The 22,178-nt window shown below is 40.4% G+C and carries 21 protein-coding genes; 13 read left to right on the top strand and 8 right to left on the bottom strand.

Annotated elements, in window-relative coordinates; genetic code table 11:
- Positions 1–11: 11 nt before the first annotated feature.
- Positions 12–902 carry a LysR family transcriptional regulator gene (locus tag PQ477_RS06665; RefSeq protein ID WP_274273220.1) on the bottom strand — a complete coding sequence of 297 codons (891 nt, stop codon included), beginning with the start codon at positions 900–902 and terminating at the stop codon, positions 12–14.
- A gap of 121 nt (positions 903–1,023) precedes the next feature.
- Here PQ477_RS06665 and PQ477_RS06660 point away from each other — a divergent pair, with 121 nt between their 5' ends.
- From PQ477_RS06660 to PQ477_RS06650, 3 genes are read left to right on the top strand one after another with little or no spacing between them, the layout of a single operon-like run.
- Complete coding sequence (locus PQ477_RS06660; protein ID WP_274273219.1) at positions 1,024–1,953, top strand: hydroxyacid dehydrogenase; 930 nt, start codon at positions 1,024–1,026, stop codon at positions 1,951–1,953.
- A gap of 14 nt (positions 1,954–1,967) precedes the next feature.
- Complete coding sequence (locus PQ477_RS06655) at positions 1,968–2,657, top strand: RraA family protein (RefSeq protein ID WP_274273218.1); 690 nt, start codon at positions 1,968–1,970, stop codon at positions 2,655–2,657.
- Between the two features lie 48 nt (positions 2,658–2,705).
- Positions 2,706–2,969 (top strand): YciI family protein, encoded by a 264-nt coding sequence (locus PQ477_RS06650; RefSeq protein WP_035396483.1) that lies wholly within the window; start codon positions 2,706–2,708, stop codon positions 2,967–2,969.
- A 72-nt stretch (positions 2,970–3,041) separates the two neighbouring features.
- Here the strand turns inward: PQ477_RS06650 and PQ477_RS06645 are convergent, their stop codons facing one another.
- The 4 genes from PQ477_RS06645 to PQ477_RS06630 all read right to left on the bottom strand — a co-directional run bounded on the left by PQ477_RS06645 (position 3,042) and on the right by PQ477_RS06630 (position 7,682).
- The gene (locus PQ477_RS06645; RefSeq protein WP_274273217.1) at positions 3,042–4,055 is read right to left on the bottom strand and encodes a serine hydrolase domain-containing protein; all 1,014 of its coding nucleotides are present in this window, start codon (positions 4,053–4,055) and stop codon (positions 3,042–3,044) included.
- A 143-nt stretch (positions 4,056–4,198) separates the two neighbouring features.
- Positions 4,199–5,128, bottom strand: a complete 930-nt coding sequence (locus PQ477_RS06640; RefSeq protein ID WP_274273216.1) for a hypothetical protein — start codon at positions 5,126–5,128, stop codon at positions 4,199–4,201.
- 126 nt (positions 5,129–5,254) lie between these two features.
- Positions 5,255–5,830: a histidine phosphatase family protein gene (locus tag PQ477_RS06635; RefSeq protein WP_274273215.1), complete on the bottom strand. Its 576-nt coding sequence runs from the start codon at positions 5,828–5,830 to the stop codon at positions 5,255–5,257.
- Positions 5,831–6,164: 334 nt separating this feature from the next.
- The gene (locus tag PQ477_RS06630; protein WP_274273214.1) at positions 6,165–7,682 is read right to left on the bottom strand and encodes an FAD-dependent oxidoreductase; all 1,518 of its coding nucleotides are present in this window, start codon (positions 7,680–7,682) and stop codon (positions 6,165–6,167) included.
- A gap of 186 nt (positions 7,683–7,868) precedes the next feature.
- Here PQ477_RS06630 and PQ477_RS06625 point away from each other — a divergent pair, with 186 nt between their 5' ends.
- The 5 genes from PQ477_RS06625 (at position 7,869) to glnA (ending at position 13,156) form a co-directional block, all read left to right on the top strand.
- Positions 7,869–8,297 (top strand): disulfide oxidoreductase, encoded by a 429-nt coding sequence (locus PQ477_RS06625; RefSeq protein WP_035396518.1) that lies wholly within the window; start codon positions 7,869–7,871, stop codon positions 8,295–8,297.
- Complete coding sequence (locus PQ477_RS06620; RefSeq protein WP_035396491.1) at positions 8,294–8,767, top strand: thioredoxin family protein; 474 nt, start codon at positions 8,294–8,296, stop codon at positions 8,765–8,767. The genes PQ477_RS06625 and PQ477_RS06620 overlap by 4 nt, the downstream gene beginning before the upstream one ends.
- 457 nt (positions 8,768–9,224) lie before the next feature.
- On the top strand, positions 9,225–10,712 hold the full coding sequence (gene cshA, locus PQ477_RS06615) for a degradosome RNA helicase CshA (RefSeq protein ID WP_274273213.1): 1,488 nt from the start codon (positions 9,225–9,227) through the stop codon (positions 10,710–10,712).
- A 126-nt stretch (positions 10,713–10,838) separates the two neighbouring features.
- Complete coding sequence (locus tag PQ477_RS06610) at positions 10,839–11,312, top strand: DUF4064 domain-containing protein (RefSeq protein WP_274273212.1); 474 nt, start codon at positions 10,839–10,841, stop codon at positions 11,310–11,312.
- Between the two features lie 485 nt (positions 11,313–11,797).
- Positions 11,798–13,156: a type I glutamate--ammonia ligase gene (gene glnA / locus PQ477_RS06605; RefSeq protein WP_035396494.1), complete on the top strand. Its 1,359-nt coding sequence runs from the start codon at positions 11,798–11,800 to the stop codon at positions 13,154–13,156.
- A gap of 40 nt (positions 13,157–13,196) precedes the next feature.
- Here the strand turns inward: glnA and PQ477_RS06600 are convergent, their stop codons facing one another.
- Complete coding sequence (locus PQ477_RS06600; protein WP_144560269.1) at positions 13,197–14,024, bottom strand: hypothetical protein; 828 nt, start codon at positions 14,022–14,024, stop codon at positions 13,197–13,199.
- Positions 14,025–14,236: 212 nt separating this feature from the next.
- On the opposite strand from PQ477_RS06600, the gene hutH reads away from it, so the two are divergent.
- Positions 14,237–15,724 carry a histidine ammonia-lyase gene (gene hutH, locus PQ477_RS06595; RefSeq protein ID WP_060704420.1) on the top strand — a complete coding sequence of 496 codons (1,488 nt, stop codon included), beginning with the start codon at positions 14,237–14,239 and terminating at the stop codon, positions 15,722–15,724.
- Between the two features lie 26 nt (positions 15,725–15,750).
- Here hutH and pdxK read toward each other — a convergent pair whose 3' ends face one another.
- Positions 15,751–16,560, bottom strand: a complete 810-nt coding sequence (gene pdxK, locus PQ477_RS06590; protein ID WP_060704421.1) for a pyridoxine/pyridoxal/pyridoxamine kinase — start codon at positions 16,558–16,560, stop codon at positions 15,751–15,753.
- Positions 16,561–16,698: 138 nt separating this feature from the next.
- On the opposite strand from pdxK, the gene PQ477_RS06585 reads away from it, so the two are divergent.
- From PQ477_RS06585 to PQ477_RS06570, 4 genes are all read left to right on the top strand, one after another.
- Positions 16,699–18,087 (top strand): methyl-accepting chemotaxis protein, encoded by a 1,389-nt coding sequence (locus tag PQ477_RS06585; RefSeq protein ID WP_035394196.1) that lies wholly within the window; start codon positions 16,699–16,701, stop codon positions 18,085–18,087.
- A gap of 60 nt (positions 18,088–18,147) precedes the next feature.
- Positions 18,148–19,500, top strand: coding sequence for a YjiH family protein (locus PQ477_RS06580; protein WP_035394199.1), 1,353 nt, complete (start codon positions 18,148–18,150; stop codon positions 19,498–19,500).
- A gap of 98 nt (positions 19,501–19,598) precedes the next feature.
- Positions 19,599–20,300, top strand: coding sequence for a uracil-DNA glycosylase (locus PQ477_RS06575; RefSeq protein WP_144560267.1), 702 nt, complete (start codon positions 19,599–19,601; stop codon positions 20,298–20,300).
- Entirely contained in the window at positions 20,290–21,324 is a 1,035-nt protein-coding gene (locus tag PQ477_RS06570) for an AbrB family transcriptional regulator (protein WP_035394202.1), read from the top strand. The genes PQ477_RS06575 and PQ477_RS06570 overlap by 11 nt, the downstream gene beginning before the upstream one ends.
- Positions 21,325–21,362: 38 nt before the next feature.
- Here PQ477_RS06570 and PQ477_RS06565 read toward each other — a convergent pair whose 3' ends face one another.
- Positions 21,363–22,001: a spore coat protein gene (locus PQ477_RS06565; protein ID WP_035394206.1), complete on the bottom strand. Its 639-nt coding sequence runs from the start codon at positions 21,999–22,001 to the stop codon at positions 21,363–21,365.
- Positions 22,002–22,178: the final 177 nt, after the last annotated feature.

Here is a 22,178-nt window from a genome sequence, read left to right as displayed (position 1 = left end):
GGGGTGTTGTTTTATCTGTGAATGTTCGTTTCTTCAAGGTTTTTTTTAGACACATAAGTAAATAGCTCAAGAGAATGTTTTTTAGAGATGAACGGTTTTTTGTGAGTTAATTGATAACAAATATAGGGTGGCGGATTGTTTTCCAACTGATAACTATATAGCTTTCTTTCCATAGCGATCTTATGGGCTATCCATTCAGGAACAACCGCCCAATATTTTGAGTTTTCCAGTACACCGAGTAGGATGTTCATGTTATCTAATTTGAACTGCTGGTGAATCATTTCCCCACACCAATATTCGTGCCACCTTCTATAGTCTTCTCCCCATGGCATATAGAGTTCATATTTTGAATCTAGCTCGCTAATGTTTAAACTTTTCCCACCTAGGTATTTCTTCGCACTTATAACAACAAGTGGTGATTCAAAATATTTACTTACATTGACGTTTGGGCTGTTTCTAATGGCTAGAGAAAAGCCCACATCAATGGAACGGTTTTCAATTTCATCGTAGAGTTCTTTTGAATGTAAGGTATGCGTTGATAAAAATAAGGAAGAAGTAAGGGTACTAATCTCTTTATAAACTTCTGGAAGAAAAAAAGTATTGAAGCTATCAACTGAACCTACGCTTAAGACCGATTTAGGACCACGTTTCTTTAATAAATCCATTTCTTTATCAATGTGATCCCATTGTTCTGCTAATCTCAGGAATTCTTCTCCAGCAGGCGTTAGCTTAATTTCTTTAACACCTTTTCCTCGTTCTATTAACTTAAATCCTAATTCGGTCTCAGCGATCATAAGTCTTTGGCTAATGGTGGTTTGTGCGATGTGGAGCTCTTTTGCTGCCGCACTTAATGACTTCTTTTTAACAACAGCTAAAAATGTTTCTATAAAATTTAAATTCATAACAGACCACCTTATAACATATTTAGTGTTATTTAATAAGCTTAATACCTATTTTACATTAATAAACGAACTAGATAAACTTAATACAATGATAACGCTATCAAGATGACGAGGTGTACAGGTGAAACCATTTAAAATTCTCTTAACGGAGCATATTGACGAAAACGCAATTAAAACACTTGAAGAATATTGTACCATTACACAGGATGTTAATGAGATTGATGTTGTTGACGGTATGATCATTAGAGCTGAAAAAGTCACTCGGGACATGATTGCTAAAGCAAAAAACTTAAAAGTCATTGGAAAACATGGTGTTGGGTACGATTCGATTGACATTAAAGCAGCAAAAGAATATGGCATCAACGTTGTATACACCCCACAAGCGAATATTCAATCTGTAGGTGAATTAATTATTGCGTTAGCCATGAACATGGCTCGTAATGTGAGTTTGAGCTTCGAAAGAGGAAAGCAAGACAAAAATAAAACAATCGCGCCAAAAGAACTAACGGGGTATCAATTAAGTAAAAAAACATTTGGTATTGTGGGTGCGGGAAAAATTAGTAGAATAGCAGCTACGATTGCAAAACAAGGATTTAATATGGAAGTCCTTGCCTATGATCCATACATTTCTAAAGAAGAGTGTGATCAATTAGGTATTCAAAAAGTTGATTTAGATTTATTGATGACTTCATCCGACTTCGTTTCGATTAGTGTTCCATTGACGGAGAATACCAAGCACCTAATTAATGAATCGAAGCTTCAATTAATGAAACCAAGTGCGATTCTTATCAACACATCTAGGGGTGGAGTAGTGGACGAGGAAGCTCTATATAACGCTTTAATTCATAAACATATTTACGCTGCAGCAAGTGATGTTTTTGTAAAAGAACCACCAACGAGTGAGAACAAGCTTTTAAGCTTGGATAATTTTGTTGCTACACCTCATATTGGAGCCAACACCCATGAAGCAATGGCTCTTATGGGGTCTACCGTAGTGAACGAAGTGCTTCTTGTATTGAGGGATAAAAAACCAAATTATAGTGTTCTTTAAAAAGGAGAATGTTTATGAGCGTAGGGAAGCGAATTTACACAAATAGAGAGAATTTGAATCCGGCTTTAGTGGATCGCTTTAGGGAATATCCTTCAGCAAATGTATCTGATTGTATGGAACGGTTGTATAGCATGAATGCCTATATCAAGCCATTCGGCAAACAAAAAAGGCTATTAGGTCAGGCTTTAACTGTCAAAGCATCCATTGCTGATAATATGTTATTTCACCAAGCACTCCTTATGGCGCAGCCTGGTGATGTCATTGTAGTTGAGGCTGGAAGAGATATGAATCATAGTATATGTGGAGATATTATGTATTCGATTGCAAAAAGTAAGAACATTGCCGGATTCGTTGTTGATGGGTGTATTCGTGATGTTGATTACCTTCAACAGGAAGATTTCCCTGTGTTTGCTGCCGGTGTAACAGGAAGAGGACCTTATAAAAATGGACCCGGTGAAGTAAATGTAGATATTTCTTGTGGGGGGCAGGTTGTACATCCAGGAGACATCATACTAGGGGATGAAGATGGCATTGTAGTTATTCCACCTTTAGAGGCTGAAGGTATCTTGGCAAAAGTTGAAACGTTAATTAAAAATGAGAATGAATCAATGGAAATCATACAAAGTGGCAATTGGAAAGATAGTACGCTTGCAAAAAATATTGAAAAAACCCTTGAAGAGAATGGATATACATTTATTCATTAATATGGAATAATCAATTTACTAAATCATAAAGAAGGAGGACGAATACGGATGATTTACTATGCGGTGTTTTTACCTTTACTTGATTTGGAAAAAAGTCAAAAATATCGACCGCAGCATCTTGATTATCTAGAGCAAAAAAGAGATGAAGGCAAGATTTTTGTAAACGGTCCTTTTGTTGATGGAACCGGTGGATTGGTTATCTATCAAGTAAGTTCTTTAGAAGAAGTGAAAGAGATTGTTCAGAACGATCCCTATGTATTGAAAGGAGCAAGAGGTTTCGAAATCCATGAATGGGCTATGGTCGGTTTGTAATGAATTAAAAGAGCAGCCATAATAAACCCGATTGAACGGAAACGTCAATCGGGCTTAGCTGGTTTTGTTTTATCAATTGAAGGATTGCATAATAGCATTTCCGAAATCTCTAACATCCTCCAAGTAATGATATCCTTCAGGGGACCCAAAACTATTAAATGCTCGTACAGCCACAATCTTCTTTTCCGGTATAACTAGTAAGGTAACACCCGTATACCCTAGAATCTGAAACGCCCCTTTAGGTACTAATGGACCTATTTCTGAATGTTTTGCTGAAGAGTCTTTGACAAACCACAAAAAGCCATTTTGAGGGAAATCTTGATTTTTAAACCTTGGACTTTGCAACGATGTAGCTAATTCAAGTATGTTAGGGTTTACAAGTTGTTTCCCTTTTACAACTCCTTTATTCAAATGCAATTGTCCCCATGTTGCTAGTTCACGAACAGAAGCATACATATTCATTTTACTGCCATCTATATGCTCATTTGCGGACCAGTTTTTATCTTTAGGTTTACGTATGACTTCTACGAAAGTGTTGTCAAATTGATTATACCAATTTGTTTCTGTTAGGTTTAATGGTCGAAAAACTTCATCATTTACAATAGCTGCAATTGTTTTCCCTGTAGTATAGTTAACGATTTTAGATAATAATTCAATATTGATTCCTCGATATGCCCACCCAGTGCCAGCTGGAAATTCACGATCTATCTGGTTATTTCGTTGTATTAAACCATGTGAATGCGTTAATAGGTGACGAATCGTCGTTCCTTCAAACACAGCTTTTTGTTGTGAAGTAGGAAGATAACAAGTGATTTCTTCATCAATAGATTGAATATAACCATGATGAGCAGCATAAGCAACTGCAAAGCCTATGTAACTTTTTCTACATGATGCAAGGTGGAACTTTGAATCTGCTTGAATTAATCGAGCGTTCTCTTGTTTAGAGTGTGTTCCCCAGTATTCTTCTACAACTAGCTCATTATTGTGTAGAATCATAAGGGCAGCCCCAGTGCAATCAAGCTTTTTAAATGATTTTTTTACTGAATTTCGAACGATCAAGAAGTTGTTCCGCGATAGTAAAGACATATATTGAAAACCCCCTTCTTTCTTTTCTATTCCTCATCAAAAGCAAAACCCCCTTTTTGATTCCTACTCGAAGATTTTAACTTACGATGAAAAAGAAAACTCGATATATGTAAAAAGCGAGCGACAATACATGAGTCGTTGTCTTACATCTCTTCACTCAGTAAGAAATTCATTCGGACAATTAAGTCGTTCGTTTCTTGTCTAACTTGAAAGTAAAGCTCTTCGAATTCTTCTTTATTCTCTGCTGGGTTTTCGAATTGCCCTAATTGTCCCCACATTTGATGCAGTACTTGTATAAGTTCAAATAATTGCATGTCATTCACCGTTTGAGGTGCAGGGAAGAGAACCATCGGAGAGCCAAGCTTTTCAAATTCTTCTAATAGAATGGGGAGGGCATCATGGTTATACAGATCTTCGTGAACAATATAGTCTATGTTATGAATAGGTGCAGTGGTGAGGTAAATCATTTGCATGACGCCTCTTTCTAAGTTTGTGGCTTCCTCCCATGTTCGGTATTCTGAGGGATCTTTTCCTTCAAGCTCTTGTGGCGGTGAAAGCATGACGAATTTGTAGGCTTCTTCACGCAAGTCCTCATCCAGTTGAAAAGCCTCTGCTTCTACTATATTTATAAAAACATCTGAATAATTGGTGACATGGACGATATTCTCGTCTTCTGGGTTTGTAATGTTTCGTACCGGATCTTCGTCTAAACCAAAATAAATACGACCGTCCTCGTCCATATACTCATCTACAATCTCAATTTGAGTATGCGCGTGTTTAATGTTCCCATCATCGTCGTAAGGGGACTCCATCGGTACGGTTGGAATTCGAAGCGCTTCCAATTCGCTCTCACTAAGCTCTTCATTTGATGTATCTGTAGGTTCTTTCTCATCACCTTCGGTCGTTGTTTGTGAGTCTGCTTGATTTGAATTGTTTGTAACCTCTTCTTCCTCTGATTCATGAACAGTAGAATTGGACTGCTCTTCATTGTCGCTGCTTGTTTCTTCGCTTGCATTGCCCCCGCAAGCAACTAAAAAGCCGCATGCAAAAGATAAAACCAAGAACTTTCTCATCTAATCCAACCTTTCATTTGTGATAAAACTATTCTATCATGCCTCATGAACCAATAACTGGAATCGTTTATGTGAGACTAGACCAAAAATAAATTTAATAATTTTTTGAAAACAGTTACCACTCAATTAAACTCCTCGCCAAATTCTAGTAAACTCAGTTACTGTCACTCCATCGAATGTTAATAGAAAGACATCGGGCTTTGTAGTCTCCATTAGAAAGTCAAAACCGATATTTTTAATAAAATAGCGAATCATTATTGTCATAACAAATCCATGAGTACTAATCGCAATTCTTTTTCCTTTAAAGTTTCTTAGTACTCTTTCCAATTCAAATATAGCTCTGTCTAGACACTGATTATACGTTTCGCCGCCTAATATTGCGTAATCATGGTTTAAAAACATTTTTTTTACAAGAGGGTAAACTTGCTCATTAGGTACAATTTTGTCACCTTTTGAAAATGTACACTCTTTAAAGTTTTCGCATAGTAGTACTTCCTTTCCAGATTCAGTAGCTAATTCCTCTATTGAAAGAAGAGCACGAGTATAAGGACTTGAAATAAAAATCTCTATATCTTCATTCCCTAACAATGTAGTTAACTTACTCGCATCAATTTTTCCTTTTCGAGTTAGACCTCTTCGTTCTTCACTACCACCCAGTTTTGGTGATTCACAATGTCTTATCATGTAAATACGCGTTTCCAAAATTAACACTCCTATGAAACTTTATCGACAAGCTAAGCAGCCGTTTTCTTATTTCAACTTTTCGTTTCCTCACCTTTCACGCAAACGTGATGTGTGGCGCTCTTGCGCTTCGATCTTTTTAACTTTTCGGTAATGGGTCTGCATGCCAACGTAAACACCTACTGCAATGACGGTAATCGCCAAGGCGATCATCCAAATCCAGTATAGTAATGATAGCATTATAGCGCCAATGGCCATTTAGAACACCTTCCTTTTTAGTTGTAGTTTTCCATACCCTTCTTTGGCTGTAAATAAAAGCAAAAAAGAAAAAACTGTGTGCTTATGGCAACACAGCTTAATCTAGTTTTTTAAGTGGTTCCTTTGCGGGGCCTTCAATGACCTCTCCTTTATAGGAAAAGCGGGAGCCGTGGCATGGGCAATCCCATGTGAGGTCGGCATGATTCCAGTTGCATTCGCACCCCATATGGGTACAAGTTGTATCAACTAGGTGAAGGTTCCCTCGCTCATCTTTAAACGCTCCAGCTCGTTTGCCGTCGTGTTTAACAACTGCTCCTTGACCATTTTCTAGTTCAGTGACGTCTTCATAATCATTTTGTACTTTCCCTTGTATCAAGTGTTTGGCAACGTCTGCGTTTTCAGTCAGAAAATGTTTAATGCTTGGGTCGGAATGGAAGCGCATTGGTTTGTATAAGTCTGAATACAGGCTATTTCCATCGACAATTAAATCAGTGAGTACTTGTGCTGCGCATATGCCACCTGTCATCCCCCATTTTCGATAGCCAGTTGCGATAAATACATTCTTTTGTAAGGAGGAGAGTGGTCCAATGTATGGAATATTATCTAGAGTCGTTAAATCCTGTGCAGACCACTCCTGTTCGGCTGTAAAATTGCTAAATTGTTCATCTGCAAAAGTGCGCAAGGCGTCGTAATGATTTCGAGCATCCATTCCTTGTCCGGCTTTGTGGTGATCCCCTCCTACTAGAATGTAGGTTTTTCCATTCATTTCTGCGCTACGAAGCGATCGTTTTGGCTGTTCAGCACTCAGGTACATGCCACCAGCCCAAGCTTCACTCGTTGTGCCAGCAACAACGTATGAGCGGTCCGCTTTTAATCGTGTCATATAAAGCCCGCCGCCATCAATGAACGGAAAATGTGTAGCAGCAATGACTTTTTTGGCAGTGACCGTATGACCGTCTTTCGTGTGTACGATAGCGGAACCGTTGTCATGACTCACTTTTTGACAAACGGTGTGTTCAAACAGTTGGGCACCTTTTTTGTTTAACTCATCGCATAGGAAGGATATGTATGCGAGTGGGTGAAACTGCGCTTGATTTGGTACTTTTAAAGCTGCACGTATGGTAAGATTGATTGGTAGTTCTGTCACCCATTCGTGTGGGATGGCTAACTGTTCATATGCCTTTTTTTCACGCTTTAACCGGTGTTCGCCGTGATGTGTGGTTGCATAAAGGTAGGTGTCTTCATCTGAGAATCCGCACTCTATTTGCTTGTCTTTCACAAGCTTACGTACGTAAGCAAGTGCATCGTTTTGAGATTGGTAGTATTGCTGTGCTTTTTCTTTTCCTACATGAGAAAGAAGTTCATCGTAAATAAAATCGTGTTGAACGGTTAACTTGGCTGTGCTATGACCTGTGGTACCTCGTCCGAATGATGTGGCATCTAGAACCGCCACTTGTTTTCCAGATTCAGCAAGTAAATAAGCTGAGGTTAAACCGGTTATACCACCGCCGACAATAGCGATATCAACGTCGATATCTTGGGTTAAATGGGGGTAAGGCTTATCGTGAGAAGACAGTTGCCAAATGGATGTTAATGGTTGTTTCATTTCACTCATATTCGAGCCTCCAAAGTTTTTTCTCTTATTACAATTGACCAGTCTGGCAATTTTTAGACATGAAACAGAAGAAAAACAGGAGAGGAAAGAGAATTCTAATCGAATGTTCGAGATATTGACATGTTATAGTAGCTTTAATTGGAGTACAATTGTACGAAAGTTTGGTTCGTGGGAGGCGAAATGTTTGTGAGTAAGAAGATTGAAAACAGTCTTTTGTTTGCATGGCTTGTATCGCTCGTCGCAACACTTGGATCGCTTTATTTTTCTGAAATTAAAGGATTCGAGCCTTGTGCGCTTTGTTGGTACCAGCGAATTTTTATGTATCCACTTGTTCTTCTAATTGGAGTCGGTATTATTCGTAAAGATACAGGCGTCGCCATCTATTCAGCTATTTTATCAGGAATTGGTATGGTCATTTCTATTTACCATTACGCTATTCAAAAGCTTCCGGTAAATGAAGATGATGTGCTTGGTTGTGGCCTTGTCTCTTGTTCAGGAGAATATATAAACTGGTTAGGATTTATTACGATTCCATTTCTTGCAGGAACCGCATTTATTCTTATTTTTATTACAAGTCTATACACGATTAAAAAGCGTAAGGAGGAAGTTGCGTGAAGAAATTACTTTGGATTGGTGGCGCTGTTGTTGCCGTTTTTATTATTTTGATTGTGATACAGAATATGGGGCAAAGTCAGCAGCTTGAAAATAATACACAGTACGACACAGATGATTTGGATTCAGCAACGATTGATCAGCTTGATGATCCAAACTATCAAAATATTATTATGCCGGACGATTTAGAAGAAAAACTTGCAAATGGCGAAGATGCCATTGTTTATTTCTTTTCTCCTGTGTGTAGCTATTGTAAAGAAGCGACACCGGTTTTAATGGATGTTGCAGGTGATGAAGAGATAACGGTTGACCAATACAACGTGCTAGAATACGATTCAGCAACGTATAACATCCAATCAACGCCTACGTTAATTGCGTTTGAAAATGGTGAAGAAGTCCGTCGTGTTGTTGGAAACCAGCCGCCAGAGACATTCAGAGCCTTTTTAAATGGTGAAGAAGTCCCTAGTTCATAAGAACATAATAAGCATGCGCTGCCGTAGCGCATGCTTTCTTTTATGAGCGGACGCAGTTGGTAACTGCAGCAAGAGGCGGCGAATGTGGTAAAGTCCATGCTGGTCGTAAGATGTATGGGTAGCCATTGGGCAGAAAAAACCGTGTTATTATTTTTTTAAATTGGTTAAACTAAGTGTAGGGACCGCTGGTACGAGCGATACGTAAGTCAGTCAGTGGATGAATGTTGACTGTTAAAAGGAAAGCAGCTATTGCGGATATTTAAATAGTATGGTAAGATATTTGCTTGAGTACAGATGAGCGCCTATGATGTATAGTTGTAGATTTTAAGCAATCAAGAGAGCTTTAAGGCTGTCTCGATGTTCAAAGCGAGCCGACTTCACTGGCTTTTTGCATCAAGACAGCCTTTTCGATGCGTTTAAGGCGCTTAAATTTAAAAATATGAGGAGTTTTTAACACTTGACACAGTTTGATCAATTTGGTCTGGACACACGTGTTGTTCAAGCCATCACAAATATGGGCTTCACAGAGCCTACGCCTATTCAACAGCAAACAATAGAACTTGTAAAAGACGGTGAGGACGTCATCGGGCAAGCGCAAACCGGAACAGGAAAGACAGGCGCATTCGGAATTCCGATGGTGGATCGTATTGATGCATCGCAACCAGTTTTACAAGGACTTGTGCTAGCACCTACTCGTGAACTTGCGAACCAAGTAGAACAGTCTGTTCGCCAGTTTGGACGTGAAAAAGGGGTTCGTACCGTTGTTGTATACGGTGGAGAAGATTTTGGGAAGCAAATTCGCGCATTAAAAGCAAAGCCGCATGTCATTGTTGCAACGCCAGGACGTTTAATGGACCATATGCGTAGAGGTACGGTTCGTTTGCAAACGATTGAGACGGTTGTGCTTGACGAAGCAGACGAAATGCTAAACATGGGCTTCATTGAAGATATTGAAACGATCTTAGCGGAAACGCCACAAGATACAAGACAAACGCTTCTGTTTTCAGCGACAATGCCTCGCCGTATGGAGTCACTAGCAAGCAAATTTATGAAAAACCCGAAACGTATTGCGGTTAAAGCAAAAGAAGTAACAATGGAAAACATTGCTCAGCAGTATGTTGAAGTGCACGAGCGTGAGAAGTTCGATGTGTTCTGTCGTTTACTTGACTTAGAAACACCTGAACTATCAATCGTTTTTGGTCGTACGAAGCGTCGTGTAGATGAGCTTTCAGAAGCACTTATCAAGCGTGGCTACCGTGCAGAGGGCTTACATGGTGATTTAAATCAAGCGAAGCGTAACAGCGTCTTGCGTAAATTTAAGAGTGGCTTAATTGACATCTTAGTTGCAACAGATGTGGCTGCACGTGGACTCGATATTAGCGGCGTAACACACGTATTTAACTTTGATTTACCACAGGATCCTGAGAGCTACGTACACAGAATTGGACGTACAGGTCGTGCTGGGAGATCAGGTATTGCGATTACCCTTTCAACGAAGCCAGAGCGTGACCACGTGAAGTTAATTGAAAAAGTTTCGAAAAAGCGTATGACGGCGCGTCCGAAACCTACGTATGATGAAGCGTTAGCTGGACAGAAACAACTTGTACTCAACCAGCTTCGTGAGTTAACGACGGAAGGCGATCAGGACCATTACCGTGTGGAAGCAAAAGAAATATTACAAGAAACAGATGCAGTGACTGCCTTATCAGCAGCACTGAAGCTTTTAACAAAAGAGCCGAATGAAACGCCTGTAGCACTAACAAGTGAAGCACCGCTTCGTTCGAAAAAGCGTCATGATGGTCGTGGTGGAAACGGTGGAAACGGTGGAAACCGTCGTCGTGATGGACGAAGCAAAGATCGTCGCAACGCTTTTAATCAGAAGCGTAGCAGAAGCGATCAGCCAAAAGGCGGTCAAAAACGCCAATGGGCGAAGCGCTCGTCTTAACAGTGTGAAAAAACCTGTCGTTTATCGGCAGGTTTTTTCTGTAAACAATTGAAGAATTATGATACGATCATAAAAGTATAATTTGTATCATACATAAGCAAGGGGATTGAAAAAGGAGAGATGAAAGTGATTAAACGAACAGGCGAAAGAGTTCTTGGTATTATAGGCATTGTTTTGTTTTTTCTAGGTACATTATTTTTGGGTGCGTTAGCAGTTGGTGCTGATCAGGGATTATTTGAGGAAATTGTTTTAGAAGCAACAAATGAAAATAGTGAGTTACTAGAACCTGGTCAAGACCCATTAAATGAAGAGCAAGCAAATGAAATGTTAGAAATGATTGAAATGGTGAACTTCGGATTGTTAACGGCAGGATCTCTTATCCCGGCAATCGCTGGTATTGTAGCGGTCGTGATGGTGAAAAAGAAGCCAATCGTTGCTAGTATTTTGTTTTTAGGATCGGCGATTTTTTATGGAGCGACGAGCTTCTTATTAGTAGCGTTTATTCTTCCTGCAGTGCCATTAATCCTCTATTTAATTGCAGGTATCATGGCGCTTGTGCGTAAGCCAAAAGAACCGTTAGAGCCAGTAGATCAAGTTTAATATTTGAAAAAAGCGCTATAAGCTCGGGTGATTTTTTGAAAATCCAATGGCTTATAGCGTTTTTTGAATGCAATGGAGTCAAATTTATAAGTAGATAAAACTGAGTTGAACGAACGATTATTTATATTTATTTCTTCATTGTTTGTTTTAACTTGAAGCAAAAAATGCGGTGACGCCTGCGGAAAAAGGGGCGAGGGAAGACTAGCGAAGCGACGGCTTACCCGTACCTCCGAGGCAAGCTTCCGCATTTTTTACTTTTGAAACGTTCGGCTTTATTCATAGGTTCACGAGCTTTGAAATTGTATAAATAAAACGTTAACGACGGGCATTGAATAAATTTTTTAAATAGCGATCCTTTATCTTAACAGAGTGAATAGTGTGTCAGATTATCTAACAAAACGATTGCGCGCATGTCATATCCGTCATAGAGTAGTAGTAAGAAAAAGATGAGCATAACATCTACTAATCTAGGGGAGTGTTTCGAGATGGCAACTCAAGCGCCGACGAGAGAAAGTTTGTTAGAGACGATTCGGGAAACAATTGAAAAGAAGAATGTGGAGCTACTTCATATGCAATTCGTTGATATTGAAGGGATGCTAAAGCATGTAACGATTACAGCGGATCAGTTGGATCAAGCTGTAAACGGGCAAACGATGTTTGATGGCTCTTCAATTACGGGTTTCACACCAATCAATCAGTCAGATCTTTATTTAAACCCTGATTTATCGACATTTGCTGTGTTACCTTGGACAGAGGAAGAAGGCTATTCAGAAGCGAGATTTTTGTGTAGCGTAAAAAAGCCTGATGGCTCTGATTTTGATGGAGATCCTCGTAACATTTTAAAGAAAACGGTTAAGCGTGCAGCAGACAAAGGATATTCAATCAGTGTCGGGCCTGAGCTAGAGTTTTTCTTATTTGATACAGACGAATTTGGTCAACCAACGCTTCGCACACAGGATGTCGGCGGTTATTTTGAACCGTCACCTAAAGATGATGGGGAGAAAGTACGACTAGCAATCTATAAAGCACTACGTATGATGGGCTTCACAATTGAAGCGTCTCACCACGAAGTAGCGATTGGACAGCACGAAATTAATTTTAAATATTCTGACGCTCTTGGCTCTGCCGATGCAGCGACAACTTATAAATGGGTCGTAAAAACAGTAGCAAAGCAATTCGGTCTACATGCAACGTTTATGCCAAAACCACTTGGCGGGGAAAACGGAAATGGTATGCACGTGAACATGTCTCTATTTGATATCGAGAAGCAAGAGAACAGCTTCTATAACGAAGACGACAAGATCGCACTATCCAAAACAGCGTATCACTTTATTGCTGGATTGCTTGATAACGTAAAAGACTTTGTTGCGGTGACAAATCCGCTTGTTAACTCCTATAAGCGTCTTGTTCCTGGTTACGAAGCGCCTTGTTATATTGCTTGGTCTGCTTCAAACCGTTCAGCGCTTGTGCGTATTCCAGCGACAAGAGGAGCAGGGACGAGAGTAGAAATTCGTTGTCCAGATCCATCTGCAAATCCATATCTTGCATTTGCCGTTGTGGCTGCAGCTGGTTTAGACGGTGTGGAAAATGAAAAAGAATGTCCGGCTTCTGTTGACGCAGATATTTTTAACATGTCACTAGCGGAAATTAGTGAGCGTGGGATTGAAAACCTACCAACAAGCTTGGAATCAGCTATCGACCGCTTCGAAGCAGGTTCTATTGGGCGCGAAACATTTGGTGAGCATGCGTTTGGCGAGTATATTGAGTTAAAACGTGGCGAGTGGGATGATTTCCGCACAAGTGTTCATGCATGGGAGCTTACAGCTTACCAAAGCAAGTTTTAAGACAGCCTAACGAAACCACTGACACGAGTCAGTGGTTTTTTTATTCGCTCTGAGGCTTAATTCCGGATGGTAAGGAGACAGGATCAAACGAATACAAAGACGCTGATACGCCGTTATACGGAACAATGGTGTATTCTTGCTCGAATGTAAGGTCCTCTGCATTAAAAGGTGCGACAATAAGAGAATCGTTCGTTGTCGTCAAAACGATATGAGTTCTCTCTTCATGATTAAATAACAAGTAGTCTGTCTGATTACTAGCTAGATAATGACCAATAAAAAAAGAAAGTTGCGGGAGAAGGATTAGAATAACGATGCTAAATAAGAGCTGTTTCTCTAGTTTTGTATCTTTTATAAAGGCTGGCACATAATCGCGCCAATTCCAATCGTCATATGGGATGATTAATTTTTCTAAAAAAATGGTTTTATAATTCTTTATGCGTCCATAAAATAAAGGAACGATGAAATAATAAGCAGCAATGGCAAAAGGAATAAAGTAAAAGATCGATTGGTCGTACAAAAACGCAATAGCTGGATAAAAAAGAAACCAAGGAAAAATGTGTCGCGCTACTTTTGACCAAAAATAAGGTAGCTGTTTATAATACCAGTTTAGTACAATTTGAATGACCAGAATGGCAATAATAAAAATAAAAACCGCAGTCATGGCGATGATGATATGATTTAAATAAATTTGTCCAAAAAGGATTTCATTGATTTGGTAATAGTCAAATTGCCCCATTTGATAACGGTAGGCAACTAAGTAACCGAGGATTGTCGCAGAGGCAATGAGTAAAGCAGAATCAATTGAAAGAATTTGTTTTGTTAATTGGTGTGGATGATGCTGTGCAATTCGTCTTTTAGGATGAGTCATCAGTTGTTCTCCCTTTCATGTCAGTCGTTGACAATTGTAGCATGAAACCCTACACTTTAGTTATTAGAATGATCGAAATGGAGTGAAAGACATGAATGTTCGATCTTGTCGGTATCTCGTTATAAGGAACAGGAGCTGTTCGCTTTGAAATGAAGTTCATTTCAGCGGGCAGCTTCTTTTTTATAGCTTTAATGAACTAGAGGGGTGAAGCTATGATTTATTTAACTGGAAAAACATTAGGAATGGAAGATGTGCAAAAGGTTTTACGGCAAAGCGAACAAGTGGCGATTGATTCTTCATGTATCCCATCCATTGATAACAGTCGGGCGGCTGTCGAGGAAATTGTGGATCAACAACGGACGGTTTACGGAATCAATACTGGTTTTGGTAAGTTTAGTGATGTCCGAATTGACAAAGAGGATGTAGAAGAGTTACAACGTAATTTGTTAGTGTCCCATGCGTGTGGAGTCGGTCCGTTCTTTGAGAAGGCTGTAACAAAGACGATGATGCTGTTACGGGCAAATGCACTTGTAAAAGGGTACTCTGGCATTCGAATAGAGGTGATACAGCGGCTCCTTGATTTTGTTAATATGGATGTCTATCCGTGCGTGCCTCAGAAAGGTTCCCTTGGAGCTAGTGGGGATTTAGCACCGCTCGCTCATTTATCCCTGCCATTAATTGGTGAAGGGGACGTGTGGTATAGAGGTGTAAAGAGACCGACTCTTGAGGTCTTGCAAATGCTTGGTATGGCACCGATTCGTTTACAAGCAAAAGAAGGATTGGCGCTCATTAATGGTACTCAAGCAATGACTGCAACAGGAGTTATAGCGTACTTAGAAGCAGAAAAGCTAGCTTATGATGCAGAGAAGATCGCTTCTTTAACTTTAGAAGGATTAGAAGGAATTATGGATGCGTTTGATGAATCTATTCATAGAGCTAGAGGGTATCCAGAGCAAATGGCTTGTGCAGCTCGTATAAGAGCGTATTTAAAGGATAGTCAGTTAGTGACCACTCAAGGGGAAAAGCGGGTTCAAGACGCCTATTCATTACGCTGTATTCCGCAAGTACATGGGGCAACATGGCAGACTCTAGGCTATGTAAAAGAGAAGCTCATCATTGAAATGAATGCAGCAACTGATAATCCTCTTATTTTTGAAGGTGGAAAAAAAGTCATTTCAGGAGGGAATTTTCATGGTCAGCCGATTGCATTGGCAATGGATTTTATGGCAATTGCGATGGCAGAGCTTGGGAATATTTCTGAACGACGAATTGAACGGTTAGTGAATCCGCAGCTTAGTGATTTGCCTCCATTTTTAAGTCCAGAGCCTGGGTTGCAGTCTGGTGCGATGATTATGCAGTATGTGGCGGCAGCCTTGGTGTCGGAGAACAAAACGCTCTCCCATCCTGCAAGTGTCGATTCAATCCCATCCTCGGGAAATCAAGAAGACCATGTGAGTATGGGGACAATTGGAGCTCGTCATGCATTGGAAATCGTTGCGAATGTGAGGCATGTTTATGCGATTGAAGCAATTTGCGCAATGGAGGCGACTTCTTATCGAGGTACGGAGAAAATGGCGACAGCTACCAGTGGGTGGCACGTTCAAATGAGGAAGATCGTTTCCGCCATTACAAAAGATCGTATGTTTGCCAAGGATATTGAGGCCCTTGCTACGTGGCTTAAGGAAGAAAAGAACGCATAATCGTGTCATCATGCGTTCTTCTGTTCTTACTTATTTTCAACGTTATAAGCACCGTGGGCAACGGAGCCAACGTAGTCATTTAATCGGCTACCATGTTTAATAGCAGCTGTAACGAAAGCTTTTGCTGTATAAATCGCTTCTTTTACATCGTGTCCTTTCGCTAATGAAGCGGCGATCGCAGCTGCGAATGTGCAGCCTGCACCGTGGGTATACGTTGTGTTAATTTCATCTGATTCGAGTAGGTGGAAGTCTTCACCGTCGTACCATACATCAACAGCTTGATTGGATTCAAGCTTACTACCGCCTTTAATGACCACATGCTTAGCACCAAGCCCATGAATGGCTTTTGCTGCGGTTTTCATATCTTCAAGAGAAGAAATAGCTACACCAGATAATTGTGTCGCTTCAAATAAATTCGGTGTTACCACAAATGCTTTTGGTACAAGCACGTCTCGTAAGCATGCATCCGTTTCTGGATTTAACGCCTCATCAGCACCTTTACATACCATTACTGGATCAACAACGAGTTGATCAACGCCGTATTGGTCCACTTTTTCAGCGACGATGTTGATAATCTCAATCGAACCGAGCATTCCTGTTTTGACTGCATCTACGCCAATGCCTTTCAACACCGTATCAATTTGTTTAGCAACAATAGCGGGATCTTGTGGGAAGACTTCATGTGCCCAGCCTTCAAATGGATTTTGAGCAACAATGGTCGTAAGGGCGTTCATTCCGTATACTTGTAACTCTTGGAACGTTTTTAAGTCGGCTTGAATTCCTGCTCCACCGCTTGTATCCGATCCTGCAATCGTTAACGCTTTATATCGCTTCATGATTTAGTCTCTCCTTTATCTCTGTTGTGTCTATTATAGTAGAAAAAAAACGACAGGGAAAGTATGTTACTCATATGGAAAGGATCGATCAATTTTCCGATATATAGGAGAAGAACAGTAGATTAAGGAGGAGACGTCTTGATACAGAAGAAATTAGTGAAAGGGTACAGTGTGATAGCAGGCTTCATGATCTTGTTTGGCGCACTTGTTACATTTTTTATGAGAAGAACGAACCAAACGGTAGAGCAACTTTCGGGGGAAGTAGGGAGTGAACACGTTGAGCAATTAACTGCGTTGCAGCAATCGTTATCAGCACAGTTACTGTTCATTTGGATCGTACTTGTCGTGTTCATCATCATCGGTGCATGGATAGCAAGACACCAAGCTCGTATTGTTCTTATTCCATTAAAGCGATTAGTAAAAAGAGCCAATCAACTCGCAACAGGTGATTTCTCACACAAGCCTCTTCCAGTGGTTGGAGAGGATGAATTTGCCCATTTTACACATGCGTTTAACCAGATGACGGAAGAATTAAAAAGAACAATGGAAAGAGCGTCGACTGTAGCGCAAACTCTTATTTCTTCTACCACTTACCTGACAGACCAATCTAACAAAACGTTACAATCTGCGGCTTCCATTGAAAAGGGAAATCAAAGAATGATGAGTGCGGTGCAAGCTCAAGTGGTAACGTCGCAAGAAAGTGTTCGTTCCACAGATGACCTTTCAGAAAAAGTGGAACAAATTACAGTCGCGTTAGCAGCTGCTGAAAATGCGACAGAATCGGTGCGCAACCTTGTTGAGGATGGAAACAAGAAGGCAAATGATTCCACCTCTTACATGGGAGCGATTGCAGAAAATAATAAACGCACATTTGAAGTGGTTCATCAACTGTATGAGCGTTCAAAGCGTTTATATGAAACGGTACAAACCGTCTCTGCAATAGCGAATCAAACAAATTTACTTGCATTGAATGCAGAAATTGAAGCAGCGCATGCAGGAGAACAAGGAAGGGGATTCGCCGTAGTAGCTGAGGAAGTGAGAAAGTTAGCGGCTGAATCTCAAGTAGCGGCAAGTCAAATGGGAACCGTTATTCATACGGTGCAAAGCGACGTTCAAACTGTACTAGATGAAGTAAGCCGTGGAAATGAAGGTATTCAACATGGGCTTACAGCTAATACAGAAGTGGAAACAATACTGGGGGAAATTCATTTAGCGTGCAACGGCTTAAATCGTGATATTTATTCTGTCTCTTCTTCCACTCAATCGATTGCGTTTAGCACACTGGCGTTAGTAGAGCAAATTGATTCTTTAAAACAAGCGAGTGAAGCAAGTGGGGAAGAATCAAGAAATGGTGTTACGTTAGCAAGTGAACAAGTAGGTATAATGGAAGAAGTCATTAAAAAAGTAAAGACGATTGAGATAGCGGTGGAAGAGCTTTCAAGCGTGACAAAATTATTAAAAAAGACATCGACAGAAGAAAGCGAAGAAAAAGAAAACTTAAATCTTGAGATTTCCCATAGCGCTTAAAGAAAAGACACTGTATAATGATTCATTATTGCTTATTATTATCCGGTCGGAGGACTATTTATGAATAACGTAACAGTTAAAAATGCATTAATGTTTATCATTCCGTCTATACTTGGAATTTTTCTATTTATGACCCCAATCCCCATTGATACAGAGGATGGTAGATCCGTTCAACTACCTGTCATGTTTGCTTCTGATTTTTTGATGGACTTGCTATCGGTTGAGGTCATTACAATTATTGTGACCATTCTCCTCATTGTGACAGCTATTGTTTCCATCATTGCCACTCGTGTGAAGAAACAAAGCCAAACGGAATCTTTCTGGGTAAGCATCTTTGCGACAACACCTGTTTGGATTGTCGTTCGAATCGTAGGTGCTATACTAGCTATCCTTGTGTTTATGAACGTTGGTCCCGAATTCTTAATTTCGGAAGATACAGGGCAATTATTGTTAACTGACTTACTACCGTTCCTATTCTCAATCTTTTTGTTTGCAGGCTTGCTTTTACCATTGCTATTGAATTTTGGATTAATGGAATTCTTCGGCTCATTGTTAAAGAATGTTATGAGACCGCTGTTCCGTTTACCAGGTCGGGCTTCCATTGATTCTATGGCTTCTTGGGTTGGAGACGGTACAGTAGGTATAATGATGTCCAACAACCAATACGAAGCAGGAAAGTATACAGCGAGAGAGGCTGCTATCGTTGCTTCTGCCTTTTCTGTTGTTTCCATTACGTTTAGTATTTCGATATTAGGTCGATTAGGGATTTCTCATTTGTTCTGGCAATTCTTTTTAACACTATTTATTGCTGGCTTTGTAGCGGCAGTGATTACGCCAAGGATTCCACCGTTATCGCGTAAAGCCAATACGTATATTGATGGGAGCGAAGGTCAAGAAGAGCCAAAAGAAAAAAACGTCATAAAAAATGGCTTTGCTCAGGCATCCTTACGTGCTGAAGAAAGCTTTAAACAAGGAAAGAATCTTCAAACCGGCTTCAAAACGGTCTTTGATTTATGGTTTGGAGTCCTGCCTGTTGTCATGGCAATTGGTACGATTGCGGCAGGTGTTGCTAACTTCACGCCAGTCTTTGAATGGTTAGCAGTACCGTTCGTACCGGTTTTGGAATGGATGAACATACCAGAAGCGGCTGCAGCCAGCCAAACCCTTTTAATTGGGTTTGCTGATATGTTACTGCCTGCTATCTTGGCAGAGTCCTTTGGCATTACAAGTGAATTAACCTTGTTTGTTATCGCAACATTATCTGTGTCACAGCTCATTTACATGTCGGAAACAGGTGGCGTTCTTGTTGCCTCTAAGATTCCAATTACATTTTTAGATGCTGTGTTGATCTTCTTGGTTCGAACCATTATTACGTTACCAATTATTGTTTTAATGGGGCATTTGCTTTTATAAGACAGGGAACTGGCGGATCGCGTCAGTTCTCTTCTGTTTGTCAACATATGCGGAGAGGCGTATGATTGAAGTGAATTGGATAGGGAAGGAGTAAACAGATGACGATTTTACGTAACGATTGGCACGACTATGTCGGTCAAGAGTTTTCAAAAGAGTATTATGTTCAGCTACGGGAATTTTTGAAGCACGAATATGCAAATGAAGTGGTGTATCCACCTATGCATGATTTATTTAATGCGCTTCATCTTACTCCTTATAAAGACGTAAAGGTGGTTATTCTTGGTCAAGATCCTTACCATGGACCAAATCAGGCTCATGGATTAAGCTTTTCCGTTAAGCCTGACGTGAAAACACCCCCTTCTTTAAAAAATATGTATAAAGAGCTAGAAGAGGATATAGGTTGTCAACCACCCGAACACGGTTTTCTAGAGTCCTGGGCCAATCAAGGCGTGTTGTTATTGAATACCGTGCTCTCGGTTCGTCAAAAACAACCAGGTTCTCACCAAGGGAAAGGGTGGGAAGTCTTTACAAATAACGTCATTGCTACACTAAACAAACGTGAGAAACCAGTAGCTTTTGTACTGTGGGGAAAGCATGCACAAGCAAAATTAGCGTTAATTGATGAGAGCAAGCACTTTATTATCCAATCGCCACACCCGAGTCCATTTTCGGCCCATAGAGGCTTTTTTGGAAGTCGCCCATTCTCAAAAATTAATGAGTGGCTTGTGTCAATAGAGGAGTCCCCCATTGATTGGCAGCTACCATTAACGATTGAGGGGAAAGGATCAAATGGGGAGTAAGCTGCTTTTTTTTACAACATCTTTTTTAATCGGTTGGCTTTTTCAATGGGCTGGGCTACCAGCTGGATGGCTGCTTGGTGCCCTGTTAACAGGAATGGTTTGGTCTTTTTTCATAGATAAGCTCATCTTTCGGAGCGAGTTGTTTACGTTATCTCTTGCTCTTGTTGGTGTGGTAATTGGGTTTATGGTTGTTCCAGAAGAGGTCTGGGCATATCGAACACTATTACCAGCTTTCCTTTTATCATTAGTACTCACGCTTATTGGTGGTATTGCTCTTGGGAAGCTGTTTGGTAGATGGACGAAGCTTGAAGGGAATACAGCTTTCTTTTGTTGTTTACCAGGAGGAGCATCAGAAGTCATTGCGCTTAGTGAACGGTACCAAGCTGATCAACGAATTGTTGCAGCATTTCATACAGCGCGCATTACTTTATTTGTGTTTTCGGTGCCGTTGATCGTTGGCGTTGGTTCAAGGGCTAACGCTGTACCTATTATAGAAGAGCCACAAGGGCTGTGGACTGATGGAGGATTAATTGGACTCGCCTTCGGTTTAGCTATTCTGGTGTTCTTTCTTAGTCGTTTTCTTTCTTTTCCAGGTGCGCCGATGTTTGTTGCGATTCTGTTTGGCTTTACTGCTCATCAACTTGTTGTTCCAGATTATGCTATGCCAAACGTTGTAATGGGGATGGCACAAGTGCTAATTGGTTCGTTGATCGGAATGAGGTTTGACCGGAAAACAGTGAAAGAATTAAAGCGAATTGGTGGAGCTAGTGCGGTGACGCTTTTGTTGTATGTCTTCATGAGTATAGGGTTGGCTTTAATCTTCTTCTTTTTAAGTCCGCTTCCGTTTTATACAACGCTACTAGCTATTGTTCCAGCAGGAGCTGCTGAAATGGCCTCTACCGCTGCGACATTACAGCTCGATGCGACTGTTGTGGCGACGTTGCAAATGTTACGAGTGCTTGGCCTGTTTCTAGCCTTACCTTTTTTATTAAAGTGGTTTGCGAAGAAACCAATAAAACAATAAAGAAACAGCTGCTTTTCCTAGAAAAGCAGCTGTTTTTATTACTGTATAGGTGTCTTTGGCTGTGGCATTGTTGCCTTTTGGCCAATAACTGGCTGATACGCACTTGTCATAGCTTGGGCATCACGGTCGTTGAGCTGTGGAACTTGATAATACTGATGCTTATTTTGATACAGAAAAATTTCATAGGCTAATTCGATGAAGTTTGGTACCGTATCTGCTACGATTCGGCGAACAATTGGGTTCGTAATTTCAGAAGCAGCCATCCCCATTAATGATGCTTGTCCTTTAATCAAACCGAGCATATGAGCAGACAACCCTGCCTCTTTCACTTCTGAAATGTTTCGGTTTGGCTTTTTCGGCTGACTTGGTGTAAGACCAAACTGAACATCGTGAGAAAGCGTCATTTTATATACACCTGTTGACTGGCTTGGTGGTTGACCAGTGGAGAACGCTTCAGCAAGAACATTATACTGGCTTTCAATAAAGGTATATTGACGATCCAGTAAAGAGATAAGTTCTTGATCAGTCATAAACGTGCGAAAGATCATATATTGATCAAGCACATTGATCATCCCAGCTATAATTTCGTGGCTGTCGAATAAATCATGTCCTCCGTGGTTTAACGTAGGTGCTACCTGTGAAGAGTGAACGTGTCCTGATGGTTGTTGATTCATCATTTAAATGCCCCCTATGCAAAATGTGTTGATCAAGCCGAGTATAGTGTATGTATCCAAAACCAATCCTATGTTGGTCAAAAAAAGGAAGAAAGAATGTCAGATAAACTGACGGACTTATGGAACAATTTTGACATCCGCTTATAATGACTTTATAGATAAACCATTTTATACGAGGGG

The sequence above is a fragment of the Shouchella hunanensis genome (assembly GCF_028735875.1).
GTDB classification, from domain to species: domain Bacteria; phylum Bacillota; class Bacilli; order Bacillales; family Bacillaceae_D; genus Shouchella; species Shouchella hunanensis.
Note: the sequence above shows the minus strand (reverse complement) of the source record. Positions and strands in the feature narration are given on the sequence as shown.

Bases quoted from the DNA above. Each gene is read 5' to 3' on its own strand.
- PQ477_RS06665 (WP_274273220.1), bottom strand. From the start codon at position 902: ATGAATTTAAATTTTATAGAAACATTTTTAGCTGTTGTTAAAAAGAAG.
- PQ477_RS06655 (WP_274273218.1), top strand. From the start codon at position 1,968: ATGAGCGTAGGGAAGCGAATTTACACAAATAGAGAGAATTTGAATCCG.
- PQ477_RS06650 (WP_035396483.1), top strand. From the start codon at position 2,706: ATGATTTACTATGCGGTGTTTTTACCTTTACTTGATTTGGAAAAAAGT.
- PQ477_RS06645 (WP_274273217.1), bottom strand. From the start codon at position 4,055: ATGTCTTTACTATCGCGGAACAACTTCTTGATCGTTCGAAATTCAGTA.
- PQ477_RS06640 (WP_274273216.1), bottom strand. From the start codon at position 5,128: ATGAGAAAGTTCTTGGTTTTATCTTTTGCATGCGGCTTTTTAGTTGCT.
- PQ477_RS06630 (WP_274273214.1), bottom strand. From the start codon at position 7,682: ATGAGTGAAATGAAACAACCATTAACATCCATTTGGCAACTGTCTTCT.
- glnA (WP_035396494.1), top strand. From the start codon at position 11,798: ATGGCAACTCAAGCGCCGACGAGAGAAAGTTTGTTAGAGACGATTCGG.
- PQ477_RS06600 (WP_144560269.1), bottom strand. From the start codon at position 14,024: ATGACTCATCCTAAAAGACGAATTGCACAGCATCATCCACACCAATTA.
- hutH (WP_060704420.1), top strand. From the start codon at position 14,237: ATGATTTATTTAACTGGAAAAACATTAGGAATGGAAGATGTGCAAAAG.
- pdxK (WP_060704421.1), bottom strand. From the start codon at position 16,560: ATGAAGCGATATAAAGCGTTAACGATTGCAGGATCGGATACAAGCGGT.
- PQ477_RS06580 (WP_035394199.1), top strand. From the start codon at position 18,148: ATGAATAACGTAACAGTTAAAAATGCATTAATGTTTATCATTCCGTCT.
- PQ477_RS06575 (WP_144560267.1), top strand. From the start codon at position 19,599: ATGACGATTTTACGTAACGATTGGCACGACTATGTCGGTCAAGAGTTT.
- PQ477_RS06570 (WP_035394202.1), top strand. From the start codon at position 20,290: ATGGGGAGTAAGCTGCTTTTTTTTACAACATCTTTTTTAATCGGTTGG.
- PQ477_RS06565 (WP_035394206.1), bottom strand. From the start codon at position 22,001: ATGATGAATCAACAACCATCAGGACACGTTCACTCTTCACAGGTAGCA.